A 12,198-nucleotide genomic window follows, 5' to 3' on the forward strand; every position below is an offset into this window, starting at 1 on the left:
TCTGCCGCGTACGACAGGGGCCGACCTCCCGACGGGAGGCCGGCCCCTGCTGCTGCGGGCGCGGGCGGTCAGCCCAGCGTGGCCAGCTCGTTGATCAGCACGTTCGACATGACCTGGCCGTCGCGCTGCACCTCTCGCAGGTACCACTTCTGCTGCGGGGTACGCGGCTGGTTGAACTGCCAGATCCCGCGCGGGCTGTCGATCTGGCCGATCTTGCCGAGCGCCAGGTTGACCTGCTGCGGCGTCGGCTTCCCGCCGGTCAGCTGAATGGCCTGGTCGAGCACCTGCGCCGCGTCGTACGACGCCATGGCGTAGGTGGTCGGGGTGACCTGGTACTTCTTGCGGTACGCCGACGCGAAGACCCGGTTGGACGTGTTGTTCAGGTCGGCCGAGTAGTTGAGCGCCGTCTGGATGCCCAGCGCGTTGTCCTTGAGGTTCTCCAGCACGGTGCCCTCGGTGAGGAAGCCGGGTGCGTAGACGGGGCCGGAGTACTCCTCGCGCAGCTGCTTGATGAACTCCACAGCCGCGTTGCCGGCGAAGAAGCAGAAGACCGCCGTCGGCTTCTTGGCCAGCGCCTTGTTGATGTCCACGGCGAACGCGGTCTTCCCCGGGTTGGGGTTGGCGGTGGTGTAGGTCACCGGGTCGGCGATCCGCGGGTCGGTGGCGCCGAACTCCTGCCGGAAGCCGCGCACCACGTCCGGGCTGCCGACGTTCTCCGGCATGATGATCGCGACGCGGCCGTTGGCCGGCAGTTGGTCGCGCAGGTAGCGGCCCAGCGCCCGGCCGGCCTCGTCCAGCACGTAGGACGTCCGCCAGATGTAGAAGACGCTCTGGAGGCTGCTCGGCGAGGCGTTGGAGCCGATCAGGGGGACCCTGGCCTGCTCCACGGTGTCCCGGATGCCGACCATCACTGCCGAGTTGACGACCCCGGTGAGCGCCAGCACGCCCTGCTTGAGCAGGTCGTCGACGGCGGCCTTGCCGGTCTTGGCGCTGTCGCCCTCGTCGGCGGTGAGCAGGGTGACCGGGTGGCCGCCCAACCGCTGCTCGTGCATGTCCAGAAAGAGCTGGAAGCCGTTGGTGATGTCGTCACCGATGCTCTTGAAGCCGCCGGCCTGTGGCGTGATCAGACCGATCTTGATCGGGCTCCGGTCGGCGGCGGACTGGGCGTCGGTGTCGGAGCCGCAACCGGCGGCGAATCCGGTGGTACCGAGCGCGGCCAGGAGTTGGAGCGCCCGCCTGCGATTCATCTGCGACACCGAGTTCCTTCCCAGGAGCGTTGCAGGGCAGAACACACGGCCCCTCCGGCGTTCTACCTGCTCCGCGACGCTGCGTCAATGGCTATTGATCATCGTGCAGGGACCGCAACACGTCGACGATTCGGGGCCAGGCCGAGGACTGCGGGTCGATCAGCCCGAAATGCTCGTGTCCGGGCAGTTCAAGAAGGGAGATATCGGATCCCGAGGCATGAGCTGCCGCGACGAAATCACGGCTCATCGCTACCGGAACCTGCTGATCCTCCGACCCATGAACGACTACTGTCCGTGTTCGTATGGGTACCAACATTCGTGGATCGGCAGTCGCGTACCGGTCCGGAACGTCCGCCGGGCCGCCCCCGAGCAGTGCCGCCACCGCGCCGGAGTCGAGATCCCGCCGGTACGCCTCGCCCAGATCGGCCACCGGGGCCAGGGCGAGCACCCCGGCCACCGTGCTCGGCGCGGTGGCCGCCACGTACAGCGCCAAATGGCCGCCGGCGGAGTGCCCGAGCAGGATCGGAGCCGCCCGGGTGACCCGGTCGGGCAGCACCTCGGCGGCCAGTGCGGGCAGCGCGCCGATGCCGGTAAGCGCGTCGGTCAGGGTGCCCGGCCAGCCGCCGCCGGGGTGCCCGGTGCGCCGGTACTCCAGCTGCGCCACCGGATAGCCGAGTGCGGCGAGCGCGGCGGCCAGCGGACCGGTGTGCCGCCTGTCGTACTCGGCCCGCCAGAAGCCGCCGTGCACCACGACGACCAGCGGCCGCGCCGGTCCGGTGCCCGCCGGGGACCGCAGGTCGGCAACCTGGTCCGGGTGATCGCCGTACGCCACTGTGTGGTCGGGCTCCGGGGCGGGCCGGGTCAGCACGGCACGCGGGTCGGCAGGCATGGCGCGACGGTAGCGCGCCCCGCCCGGGTGGTTCGGCCCCGGGAGTCGGTCCCGGGAGGCATGGCTCGCGTCCGCTGGGTAAAGATGGACCCCATGACCGAAGCGCGCTCCGCTGGACACAACGACGAGCCCGGCCCCGACGACTCCGGCCAGTCCGGCACCGTGGTGGTGGTGGGCCCGGACGGCCGACCGATCGGCACCATGCAGACCGAGGAGGGCCAGGGCGAGGACCCGACCCGCCTGGTCGAGCAGCCGGCCAAGGTGATGCGGATCGGCAGCATGATCAAGCAGCTCCTGGAGGAGGTCAAGGCCGCCCCACTGGACGACGCCAGCCGCAACCGGATGCGGGAGATCCACGAGCGGTCGATCGTCGAACTCAAGGAGGGCCTCGCGCCCGAGCTGCGCGACGAGCTGGAACGGATCTCGCTGCCGTTCACCGAGGACAAGGCCCCGAGCGAGGGTGAGCTGCGGATCGCGCACGCGCAGCTCGTCGGCTGGCTGGAGGGCCTGTTCCACGGCATCCAGGCGGCCCTGGTGGCCCAGCAGATGGCCGCCCGGGTCCAGTTGGAGCAGATGCGCGGTGGCCGGCAGGCGCTGCCCAGCGGCCCCGGTGGCGTCGTACCGGGGATGCCGGGCATCGGCCAGCCCGGTGGTGGCGAGGGTCACAACACCGGCCAGTACCTGTAGACGACCCGCTCAGCCCAACCCGAAGACCTTCTCCAGGTACGCCGCCACGCCGTCCTCGGTGTTCGCCGTCGTCACCTCGTCGGCGACCGCCAGGACGGCGCGGTGCGCGTTGGCCACCGCCACACCCCGCCCGGCCCAGGTCAGCATCGGTACGTCGTTGGGCATGTCGCCGAAGGCCAGCACGTCCTCGGCGGCGATCCCGAGCCGCTCGCAGTACCACGCCAGGCCGGCGGCCTTGGTCACCCCGGCGGCGGAGATCTCCACCAGGCCTGACGAGGACGAGTGCGTCGCCTCGGCCAGCCCTGCCACCGCCGCGGCGATCAGCTCGGCGAAGGCGTCCGGGTCCTGTTCGCCGGCGCGGGCCAGCAGCTTGACCGCAGGGACCGAGAGCAGTTCCTCGGGCGTCTCGACCGGTCTGATGCCGTCGGCGTCGGCGTCCCAGCGCAGCGGGTAGTGCGCCTCGTGCCGCATCTCCCGGCTGTCCAGGATCTCCACTGCGAAGCTGATCCCGGGCACCTCGGCGCGCAGCCGCCGGGCCACCTCCGCCAGGTGCTGTGGTGCGAGCGGATCGGCCCGCACCACCTCGTCGGCGAACGGGTCGTAGACCACGGCGCCGTTGGCGCAGACCGCCGGCAGTGGTTCGGCGAGCTGGTCGTACACCATCTTGAGCCAGCGGACCGGGCGGCCGGTGACCAGCACGACAGGCGTGCCCCGCGCGGAGATCCGCGCGATCAGGTCGGCGGTGCGCGGGCTGACTGTGTGGTCGTCGCGGATCAGCGTGCCGTCGATGTCGGTGGCGATCAGGCGGGGTGTCTCTCCCATCACCGGGACAGTAGCCGGTCCAGGTACACGGCCACTCCGTCGTCGTCGTTGCGAAGGGTCACCTCGTCGGCGACGGCGCGCAGGGCGGGGTGCGCGTTGGCGACAGCCACCCGGGACCACCCGGCCCACTCGAACATCGGCAGGTCGTTGGGCATGTCACCGAAGACCAGGACGTCGGCCGGGTCCACCCCGAGGCTCTGCGCCACAACTGTCAGTCCGGTCGCCTTGTCCACATCAGGCGGGCAGATCTCCACGAAGCCGAGCCCGGCCTGGGTGAGCGTGGCCACCTGCGGCGGGATGATCCGGCGGGCCACCGCCAGCAACTCGTCCACGTGGTGGTCGGCGGTCCGGGCGAACGCCTTGATCACATCGCAGGAGAGGCACTCGTCGCGGGTGCGCGCCTCGAACCGGTCCTGGTAGGGCCAGCTCTCGTGGTAGTCGCCCCAGAGCGGCGCGTCGTGCTCGTCGGACGCCTCGACCATCACCGTCAGCGGGCCGACCTCGGCCTCCAGGTCGGTGAGCAGGCGGGCCAGCACCTCGGCGGGCAGCCGCTCGTCGCGCAGCACGACGGGTCCGGCCGGATCACTCTGGTCGACCACCCGGCCACCGCCGGCCATCACCAGGAAGTCGGCGGCCCGGATGTCGTTGCGGGTCAGTTCGGTCAACCGCGGGCCGCGTCCGGTCGCGCCGACCACCGGAATTCCGGCGGCCCGCACCCGGTCGAGCACCCGATGGGTGTACGCGGAGACTGTGTCATCGCTGCGGACGAGCGTCCCGTCGAGGTCTGTCGCGATCAGCTTGGGTAGTCCCGGGCGGGTCATCGTTCCTCCTTCGCCCGCCGCCGTCGCAGCCAGCCGTGCGGTCCTGGTGCAGAGACCCGGCGTGACGGCGGGCAGCAACCGTACCTCGCGAAACGGCCTCCAACCATGACTTCCCGGCGAATCGGACCCCAACGCCAGGTGCCTGTGGCATGTCCTCCGAACGCCCCGCGATCCTGCGGTTCTGGTTGCCGTTCGGTGGCTTTCCGCCGGCGCGGCAAGTGCAGGATCGGCGCGTGCGGTCAGGGGTTCTGGGGGTGGGTGAACGGGGTCGTGGGGGTGACTGTCAGGTCGGAGGGGGCGCGCAGGCCCTCCTCGTCCTCGACCGGGTCCCGGTGGCGGCGGCGGGGCCAGAGGAGCCCTGGCCCGCCCATGGCCCGGTCGTCCTCCACGGATGCCGTCGGCGCCAGTCGCAGGGCCACCGCGAACAGGACGCAGGCGACGAACGCCATCACCAGGCCCCTGCCGTACTCGGCCCGGAAACCGTCCTGCGGCGAGTAGAAGAAGTTCCGCTGGCCGGGGTCGTTGAGTGTCGCCGTGGCCGCGGCAAGCAGCGCCACAAGCGCGCCGGCCAGGGCGAGGCCCACCAACCGCGCGTTCGTCCGGACGGTCGCCGTGCCCCCCAGCGCCAGCGCCACGGTGCAGACCAGCAGGAGCAGCCCGACCAGATAACCGACGCCGAAGCCGCCGATCTCGTTCACGCCCGCCGGCACCTCGATCGAGCTGTTGCCCTCGGGGCCGCCGTTGGGCAGGGTCATGACCAGCCACTCACCCACCATCGACGCGACACCGGCGACCGCCCCGAGACCGGCGGCAAGCAGCGGCAGCCGGGGATCCCGGGTGAGGCCCGCCAAAGACCGCCCGAACCGCCGGGGCGGGGCCGGATCGTCGTCGCCGCCCCACTCGATCACGGCCGGGCCGTCGGGCGGGTCGCCCTGCCGGGGGATCGGCAGCTCCTCGGACATCGGCCATCCCTCCGCCGGTCACGGGCCTGCGTCGAATCATGGCACAGTCAGCGGTTGGTGACCGGAATCGCAGGGTGGGCGTCGGTCCCGGTCGGTCGCTCGACGGTCACCTTTCCGCTAGCGTTCTGCTCATGCCAATCCGTACCGCTTCAGCACAATGGCAGGGCAACCTCACCGAGGGCTCCGGCACCGTCCGCACCGGTAAGGGCGGCCTGTCGGGCAACTACTCGTTCAAGTCGCGCTTCGAGGAGGGCGAGGGCACCAACCCCGAGGAGCTGATCGCCGCCGCGCACTCCGGCTGCTTCTCGATGGCGTTCTCCAAGGCTCTCGCCGACGCCGGCTCGACCCCCACCTCGGTCGAGACCACCGCCAAGGTCCACCTGGACAAGACCGACGCCGGGATGACCGTGACCCGGATCGAGTTGGAGACCGTCGGCCAGGTGCCGGGGATCGACGACGCGGAGTTCCAGAAGCTCGCCGAGAGCGCCAAGGCCAACTGCCCGATCTCCCGCCTGCTCTCGCCGGGCGCCGAGATCACCCTCACCGCGCGCCTGGCTTCCTGAGCCGGACGACCGCACACCGCGCGTTCACGGGAAGGGGAGCTTCCGCCCGGCCACGGGCGGCCGCTCTCCCTCTTTCCGTGGACGCGCGGGCCCCGGTCGTCAACCAGGACCCGGGCCGGGTGCCTCCGCGTCGGGCACAATGGGCGAGGTGCCGGTGGAGATGAGCCGTGAGCGCTTCGAGGAGTTGGTAGGCGAAGCCCTCGACGAGGTGCCCGAAGAGCTGCTCGGCCTGATGAACAACGTCGTCATCCTGGTCGAGGACGACCCGCCGCCGGGCGAGTCCGACCTGCTCGGCCTCTACGAGGGGCACGCGCTCACCGACCGCGGCTGGGACTATGCCGGCGTACTGCCGGACCGGATCTTCATCTACCGCCACCCGATCCTGCGGATCTGTGACAACGACGAGGACGTCATCGACGAGGTGGCGGTGACGGTCGTGCACGAGATCGCCCACCACTTCGGCATCGACGACGCGCGCCTGCACGCGCTGGGCTGGGGCTGAACCCCGGGGCCGACTCGCCGCGCCGCTCGGCTGACGGCCCGCGGTTGCCGCGGTCGCCTACCGTCGGTGCAGCGAACGCGACACTATTCAGGAGGCCCTTTCATGCGCAGCGAGCTGTTCTCCGCGGAGAATCTGGAGAAGGAGTCCGCGCAGCCCGGCATGCGGCTGCAGAACTCCAAGATGTTGAAGATCGAGCTCAACGGCGAGGCGATGGCCCGGGTCGGGTCGATGGTCGCCTACCAGGGCAACGTCCAGTTCCAGGCGCTGGGCTCGGGTGGGCTCGGCAAGTTCCTCAAGCAGAAGCTCACCGGCGAGGGCGTCCCGCTGATGAAGGTCTCCGGTCAGGGTGACGTCTTCCTCGCCGAGCTGGCCAAGGACGTGCACATCATCGACCTGGAGCCGGGCGACGCGCTCTCCATCAACGGGTCCAGCGTGCTCGCCTTCGACTCCACCCTCCAGTACGACATCAGGATGGTCGGCGGGGCCGGGATGGCGTCCTCGTCCGGTCTGTTCAACTGCGTGTTCAGCGGGTACGGCCGGATCGCCATCACCACCAAGGGCACCCCTGTGGTGCTCAACGTTGACGCGCCCACGTACGTCGACCCGCAGGCCGCCGTCTGCTGGTCGGCAAACCTCCAGACCGGCTACCACCGCGCCGAGCAGCTCGGCCTCGGCACGCTGCTGGGCCGTCGTACCGGGGAGTCGTTCACGATGAGCTTCGCCGGTCAGGGCTTCGTGGTGGTTCAGCCGTCCGAGGAGCCGCCGGTCATGGGCAGCGGTCAGCAGCAGCAGGAGGGCGGTCTGCTCGGCGGTCTGCTGAGCTGAGCACACCGCCGCGGGCGTTCCCGGGTGACCGGGGACGCCCGCGTCCGCGCGCCGTCAGGTCAACTCGCCGGTGCGCAGCCGGGCCAGCCAGGCCGCCGCGTCGGCGTAGTCGGCGTCGGACAGACCGGCCGGGGCCGGCACCGGCCGTTCGGCAGCCGCCTGCGTCCAGCGGTGCCGGGGGTACGAGCCCAGGAAACGCACCTCGGCGCAGACCCGGCGCAGACCCTGCAACGCCTCGCCCAGCCGTACGTCGGCCACGTGCCCGGTGCAGTCGAGGAAGAAGACGTACCGGCCGAGGGCCTCACCTGTCGGCCGGGACTCGATCCGGGTCATGTTGACCCCCCGGACGGCCAACTCCATGAGCACCGACAGCAGGGCACCGACCCGGTCGTGGGCGATGTAGACGGCGAGCGAGGTGAGGTCGTCGCCTGTCGGCGGCGGGGGTGGCCCGGGGCGCGACACCAGCGCGAACCGGGTCACCGCGTCCGGATGGTCGGCGATCTTGTCGGCGAGCACGGTGAGCCGGTGCCGGGTTGCCCCGATGGGCGCGCAGATGGCCGCGTCGTATTCGCCGGAACCGGCGCCGGCGGCCGCCGCACCGTTGGAGAGCACGTCCACCACCACCGCGTCGGGCAGGTGGTCGCGCAGCCAGCCCCGGCACTGGTTGGACGCCTGCGGATGGGCCGCGACGACGCGGACCGACGTCAGCGAGGTGCCCGGCCGGGCTCCGAGCACGAACTCCACGGGCAGGATCACCTCCCTGGTGATCACCAGTGGTGCGCCCTCGGCCATCTCGTCGAGGGTGACGCCCACCGCGCCGCCTATCGAGTTTTCCAGTGGCACCAGCGCGGCGTCGGCGTCCCCGGCCCGGACCTGGTCCAACGCCTCCCCGACACTGCGGGCGGGCGTACGGGTGCCGCGTTCGGCGGCGGGGACGGTGCGCAGGGCCTGCTCGGCGAAGGTGCCCTCCGGACCGAGGTAGACGAAGCGCGTCGGTGGTGTTCCCGGCATGTCGACAAGCCTACGCACCAGGCCCGACGACCGGGCCGGCGTCGCAGGCGAGCGTCCGGATCCCGGTCGGCCCGGTGGCGCGTACCTCGATGGTGCACACGTCGGTGCCGGCGGTGACCAGCTCCGGCGCGGTCGGCCGGCCTCGGGTGACGACCTGGAGTTCCTCGTGCCCGGTCACCTCCAGCACCGTGTACTGCCAGTCGGCGGCGCAGAGCGGCCCGGTGCGGACCTGGACCCGCACGCTGGGTGGGAGCACGCCGGCCCGGCCGTGCAGCAGTTGCACGATCCGCTGCCCGGTGGGCCCGTTCCGGCAGGGCGTGGCGACCAGCCCGGCGTCCGGGGTGGCCGACGGCGTGCGGAGGGGCGGGACGGACGGCACGGTGCTGGGCGTGGCGGCCGGGGTACGTGTCGGCGCTGCCGTCGGGGAGCCGGTCGTGCTGGGCTGCGCGTCCGGGGTCGCCAGTCCGGGTGGGGCGCCGCAGCCGGTCGACAGAGCGAGCAGCGCGAGCACCCACGGCAGGGTACGGGTCGTCGCCCGCGACGCGCGGGGGAGCGGGGTGAACGGCACGGGCCGATCCTCGGGACATCGGAGAATTCTTCGGCCGGGGTGGCCGAGCCCATCGTAGGGGGAGCGGCCGGTCGGGTGAAGCTCAGCCGAGGACGCGATGCCCGGCGCGCTCCAGCGCGGCCCGGCCCTCGGCCAGCCGGACGGCCGGCACCAGCACGTAGTCGGTGTCGAACGTGGAGAAGGTGACCACGCTGACCCGGGCCTCGGCGAGCGGGTCGACGAGCGCGGCAAGGGTGCCGGTGCTGGGCAGGTCCGCCGGGCCGGCGACCCGTAGGCACCGCCACGCCGTTTCCACGACGGCCTGCGCGGGCACCCGGTCGGCGGGGCAGATCACCGAGATCCCGTCGGCGGTCCAGCTCACGGTGATGACGTCGGCGCGGCCCAGCCCGCTCGACAGATGCTCCGGCAGGGCGGCGTCGGCCGCCAGGCGGCACACGGCGTACTCCCCCGGCAGCAGAGCGATATCGAGCATGAGGGCACCCTACGGTCTCGGTGCCGACCGGCCCCAGCATTGTCGCCTGCGGCGAACGACACACTCCGCCGCAGGTCAGACCTCGGAGAAGAAGGTGAGGGAGCCTGCCACCGCGCCGTGCGCGTGCACTGGCGTGGAGATCGCGTCGACTGTCGCGTCGGAGCTGTCCGCGGAGGCGGCCTGCACCCGGAGCAGACCGCGGGCGAGACGGCCGGAGGAGAGCGCCAGCAGAGGCGGAATCTTGTCGATCTCGGCCTCGGTCAGCTCGCCCCGGTTGGCGGTGAAGTCGAGCAGGCGCAGCCCGCCGTCGAGCAGTGGCCGCCCGATCAGGCCGTCCGGCTCGCCCAGGCAGAGCAGCTCGCAGCCGGCCGTGGAGATCGCCACCACCCGTGTGTCGGCGTCGATCAGCAGGCAGGGCTCGTCGGCCCGGCACACCGTCGAGGACCACTGGCCGAAGTTGCCGAGCTCCGGCTCTGTCGAGGCCCGCGCCGCTGGCACGAACACTTCGGAGAGCGAAAGTTCGACGTGGGCCACCGAGCCTCCTATGTACACCGACGGACTGTCCACGCTAGCGGGTCACCGACAGAACCGCCGAGCGCACCGGGTCGCCGACCACCCGGACTGGGCCGGGGAGGCCGGTGACGGCGCGGGAGCCGGTGGGGTGAACGGGGGGGACCGGAGCCGCGTGGCGTCGCCGGTGACGTTACCGGTGGTGCGCCGGCTTGTCAGCGGCCGTTCGGCCCTCCTCGTACCACCGGTAGTCGGCCGTTGGACGGTACGTGCCGTTCAGCCAGGTCCCGGGGTGCTGTGCGACCCGGGACAGCTTCTCGGCGGTGGCCGGGCTGATCCGGCTCCCGCCGGCCACGAGGAGCCGGTCCAGCTCCCGGTGGGTGGCCATCAGGCAGTCCTTCGGAAGGCCGTAGACGCTGATCACGCCCGAGCCGACGAAGGTCAGCACGGGCGTGACCGGAACCGGGAGCCCCACGGCGTCGGACAGGGCCTTGCTGGCGCGCTTGGCGTCCCGGCGGGCTTCGGCCACGTACGGGGGCCGCTTGCCGTTGATCTGCACCACGTCGCCGGCGACGAGCACACGGGCCCGGCCGTGGTCGGCGATCGTCACCGCGAACAGGCCGCTCGGCCCGATGGCGAGGAACCCGGCGCGCTCGTCCTGGGTGCGGTCGAGCAGGATGTCCGTCGCGTCGGTGCGGGGCCACTCGATGACGTGCCAGGCTGGCCCAAGATGGTCGAGTTGGCCCAGCGCCCGTGCGCCGGCCGCCTCCAACCGCCGGGCACCCCGCTCGGCGCGACGACGACGTGCCCATTCGAGCGGTGTCGGTCGGACCGGTGCGAGAGCCCCGGGCGATTCGACGCGGGGGTGGGGCACCGCGACGGGCGGCAGTGCCCGAGCGGACGGTACGGCTCGTCGTGCGGGAAAGACAGTCATCGTCGTCGACCTCCGGCAAAAGGTCCCTCGAAGTTATGTCCTCACTACCCTACGTTGCCACTCCCGGTGTTCGGCAAGCCGGAGCGCCGGAGTGAGTACGGATGAATGCCATATTCATCCACAGTTCTTTTCTCGGATGCCGCCAAACCCTGCCCTACGCTGCTCGAGTGACCCAATACGTCGACAGCGAAGTCGGCCGGCTCGGCACCGTACTGCTGCACCGGCCCGGCCCCGAACTGGCCCGGCTCACCCCCCGCAACAACGACTCGCTCCTGTTCGACGCGATCCCCTGGGTGGGACGCGCCCAGGAGGAGCACGACGCGTTCGCCGCCGCGCTTCGCGAACGCGGCGTCGAGGTGCTCTACCTGGCGACCCTGCTGACCGAGACGCTGGCCGTGGCGGACGCCCGGGCCGAACTCACCGAGCAGGTGCTGCGCTCGCGGCGGCTCGGAGACACCCTGCGCGCCCGCGTCGCCGACCACCTCTCCTACCTGGACCCGGCGGCCCTGGCGGACGTGCTCATCGCCGGGCTGGCCCACGAGGAGCTGCGGATCAGCTCGGAACGGCCGGGCGGATTGGTCTACACCCTGATGGACCGGCACGACTTCGTCATCGACCCGCTGCCCAACCTGTTGTTCACCAGGGACTCGTCGCTGTGGATCGGCGACCGGGTCGGCGTCACCAGCCTCGCCATGCCGGCCCGCCGCCGCGAGACCACACTCACCGAGGCCATCTACCGCCACCATCCGCGCTTCGCCGGCACCGAGTTCGTCTACCGGCCGAACCTGGAGCACCTGGAGGGCGGGGACGTCCTGCTGCTCGCGCCCGGGGTGCTGGCCGTGGGCGTGGGCGAACGGACCACCCCGGCCGGAGCGGAACGCCTCGGTCGGCAGGTCTTCGCCGCCGGGCTCGCCCACACCATCCTGGTGGTGCCGATCGCCCAGGAACGCGCCACCATGCACCTGGACACCGTGTGCACGATGGTCGACGCCGACGCCGTACTGATGTATCCCAACATCGCCAGCACGCTCTCCGCGTACACGGTGATCGCCGGCGCGGACGGCGAGGACCCCCGGGTGGACGGCCCGGCGCCGTTCCTGCGGGCCGCCGCCGACGCGATGGACCTGGACCAGCTCCGGGTCATCGACACCGGACTGGACCCGGTCACCGCCGAACGCGAACAGTGGGACGACGGCAACAACACCCTCGCCCTGGCGCCCCGGCTCTGCGTCGGCTACGAACGCAACACCGAGACGAACGCCCAACTGGAGCGGGCCGGCATCGAGGTGATCCCGATCGCCGGATCGGAGCTGGGTTCGGGGCGGGGTGGCCCCCGCTGCATGTCCTGCCCGATCTCCCGCGATCCGCTGCCGGTGGCCGGGTGA

General features: G+C 71.6%; 15 protein-coding genes. 5 read left to right on the forward strand and 10 right to left on the reverse strand.

Annotated elements, in window-relative coordinates; all coding sequences use genetic code 11:
* Positions 1–68 precede the first annotated feature (68 nt).
* The gene (locus AB0N27_RS18100; RefSeq protein WP_364370330.1) at positions 69–1,256 is read right to left on the reverse strand and encodes an ABC transporter substrate-binding protein; all 1,188 of its coding nucleotides are present in this window, start codon (positions 1,254–1,256) and stop codon (positions 69–71) included.
* Positions 1,257–1,338: 82 nt separating this feature from the next.
* Entirely contained in the window at positions 1,339–2,136 is a 798-nt protein-coding gene (locus tag AB0N27_RS18105; protein WP_364370333.1) for a prolyl oligopeptidase family serine peptidase, read from the reverse strand.
* An 84-nt stretch (positions 2,137–2,220) separates the two neighbouring features.
* Between AB0N27_RS18105 and AB0N27_RS18110 the strand changes: the two genes are divergently transcribed.
* The gene (locus AB0N27_RS18110; RefSeq protein WP_357984605.1) at positions 2,221–2,823 is read left to right on the forward strand and encodes a bacterial proteasome activator family protein; all 603 of its coding nucleotides are present in this window, start codon (positions 2,221–2,223) and stop codon (positions 2,821–2,823) included.
* Between the two features lie 9 nt (positions 2,824–2,832).
* Here AB0N27_RS18110 and AB0N27_RS18115 read toward each other — a convergent pair whose 3' ends face one another.
* From AB0N27_RS18115 to AB0N27_RS18125, 3 genes are all read right to left on the reverse strand, one after another.
* Positions 2,833–3,645, reverse strand: coding sequence for an HAD family hydrolase (locus AB0N27_RS18115; protein WP_364370337.1), 813 nt, complete (start codon positions 3,643–3,645; stop codon positions 2,833–2,835).
* Positions 3,645–4,466 (reverse strand): HAD family hydrolase, encoded by an 822-nt coding sequence (locus AB0N27_RS18120; protein ID WP_364370340.1) that lies wholly within the window; start codon positions 4,464–4,466, stop codon positions 3,645–3,647. The genes AB0N27_RS18115 and AB0N27_RS18120 overlap by 1 nt, the downstream gene beginning before the upstream one ends.
* 239 nt (positions 4,467–4,705) lie before the next feature.
* Positions 4,706–5,428 (reverse strand): hypothetical protein, encoded by a 723-nt coding sequence (locus tag AB0N27_RS18125; RefSeq protein WP_364370344.1) that lies wholly within the window; start codon positions 5,426–5,428, stop codon positions 4,706–4,708.
* Between the two features lie 131 nt (positions 5,429–5,559).
* On the opposite strand from AB0N27_RS18125, the gene AB0N27_RS18130 reads away from it, so the two are divergent.
* The 3 genes from AB0N27_RS18130 to AB0N27_RS18140 all read left to right on the forward strand — a co-directional run bounded on the left by AB0N27_RS18130 (position 5,560) and on the right by AB0N27_RS18140 (position 7,318).
* Positions 5,560–5,991 carry an OsmC family protein gene (locus AB0N27_RS18130; RefSeq protein ID WP_364370347.1) on the forward strand — a complete coding sequence of 144 codons (432 nt, stop codon included), beginning with the start codon at positions 5,560–5,562 and terminating at the stop codon, positions 5,989–5,991.
* Between the two features lie 154 nt (positions 5,992–6,145).
* A complete protein-coding gene (locus AB0N27_RS18135) occupies positions 6,146–6,493 on the forward strand; it encodes a metallopeptidase family protein (RefSeq protein ID WP_364370823.1) in 348 nt (115 codons plus the stop codon).
* A gap of 102 nt (positions 6,494–6,595) precedes the next feature.
* Positions 6,596–7,318, forward strand: coding sequence for an AIM24 family protein (locus AB0N27_RS18140; RefSeq protein ID WP_030487734.1), 723 nt, complete (start codon positions 6,596–6,598; stop codon positions 7,316–7,318).
* 54 nt (positions 7,319–7,372) lie between these two features.
* Here the strand turns inward: AB0N27_RS18140 and pheA are convergent, their stop codons facing one another.
* The 5 genes from pheA to AB0N27_RS18165 form a co-directional block, all read right to left on the reverse strand.
* Complete coding sequence (gene pheA / locus AB0N27_RS18145; protein ID WP_364370351.1) at positions 7,373–8,329, reverse strand: prephenate dehydratase; 957 nt, start codon at positions 8,327–8,329, stop codon at positions 7,373–7,375.
* Between the two features lie 10 nt (positions 8,330–8,339).
* Positions 8,340–8,849, reverse strand: coding sequence for a hypothetical protein (locus AB0N27_RS18150; RefSeq protein WP_364370826.1), 510 nt, complete (start codon positions 8,847–8,849; stop codon positions 8,340–8,342).
* Positions 8,850–8,979: 130 nt separating this feature from the next.
* The gene (locus AB0N27_RS18155; RefSeq protein WP_364370354.1) at positions 8,980–9,369 is read right to left on the reverse strand and encodes an ACT domain-containing protein; all 390 of its coding nucleotides are present in this window, start codon (positions 9,367–9,369) and stop codon (positions 8,980–8,982) included.
* A gap of 75 nt (positions 9,370–9,444) precedes the next feature.
* A complete protein-coding gene (locus AB0N27_RS18160) occupies positions 9,445–9,903 on the reverse strand; it encodes a hypothetical protein (RefSeq protein ID WP_364370356.1) in 459 nt (152 codons plus the stop codon).
* 169 nt (positions 9,904–10,072) lie between these two features.
* Entirely contained in the window at positions 10,073–10,813 is a 741-nt protein-coding gene (locus tag AB0N27_RS18165) for a hypothetical protein (RefSeq protein ID WP_364370358.1), read from the reverse strand.
* A gap of 167 nt (positions 10,814–10,980) precedes the next feature.
* Between AB0N27_RS18165 and AB0N27_RS18170 the strand changes: the two genes are divergently transcribed.
* On the forward strand, positions 10,981–12,198 hold the full coding sequence (locus AB0N27_RS18170; protein ID WP_364370361.1) for an arginine deiminase: 1,218 nt from the start codon (positions 10,981–10,983) through the stop codon (positions 12,196–12,198).

This window comes from Micromonospora sp. NPDC093244, assembly GCF_040683695.1.
GTDB lineage: Bacteria > Actinomycetota > Actinomycetes > Mycobacteriales > Micromonosporaceae > Micromonospora.

What these genes read in the sequence shown, in the direction of transcription:
- AB0N27_RS18105 (WP_364370333.1), bottom strand. Translation starts at nt 2,136, where the DNA reads ATGCCTGCCGACCCGCGTGCCGTGCTGACCCGGCCCGCCCCGGAGCCC.
- AB0N27_RS18110 (WP_357984605.1), top strand. Translation starts at nt 2,221, where the DNA reads ATGGACCCCATGACCGAAGCGCGCTCCGCTGGACACAACGACGAGCCC.
- AB0N27_RS18115 (WP_364370337.1), bottom strand. Translation starts at nt 3,645, where the DNA reads ATGGGAGAGACACCCCGCCTGATCGCCACCGACATCGACGGCACGCTG.
- AB0N27_RS18120 (WP_364370340.1), bottom strand. Translation starts at nt 4,466, where the DNA reads ATGACCCGCCCGGGACTACCCAAGCTGATCGCGACAGACCTCGACGGG.
- AB0N27_RS18125 (WP_364370344.1), bottom strand. Translation starts at nt 5,428, where the DNA reads ATGTCCGAGGAGCTGCCGATCCCCCGGCAGGGCGACCCGCCCGACGGC.
- AB0N27_RS18130 (WP_364370347.1), top strand. Translation starts at nt 5,560, where the DNA reads ATGCCAATCCGTACCGCTTCAGCACAATGGCAGGGCAACCTCACCGAG.
- AB0N27_RS18140 (WP_030487734.1), top strand. Translation starts at nt 6,596, where the DNA reads ATGCGCAGCGAGCTGTTCTCCGCGGAGAATCTGGAGAAGGAGTCCGCG.
- pheA (WP_364370351.1), bottom strand. Translation starts at nt 8,329, where the DNA reads ATGCCGGGAACACCACCGACGCGCTTCGTCTACCTCGGTCCGGAGGGC.
- AB0N27_RS18155 (WP_364370354.1), bottom strand. Translation starts at nt 9,369, where the DNA reads ATGCTCGATATCGCTCTGCTGCCGGGGGAGTACGCCGTGTGCCGCCTG.
- AB0N27_RS18165 (WP_364370358.1), bottom strand. Translation starts at nt 10,813, where the DNA reads ATGACTGTCTTTCCCGCACGACGAGCCGTACCGTCCGCTCGGGCACTG.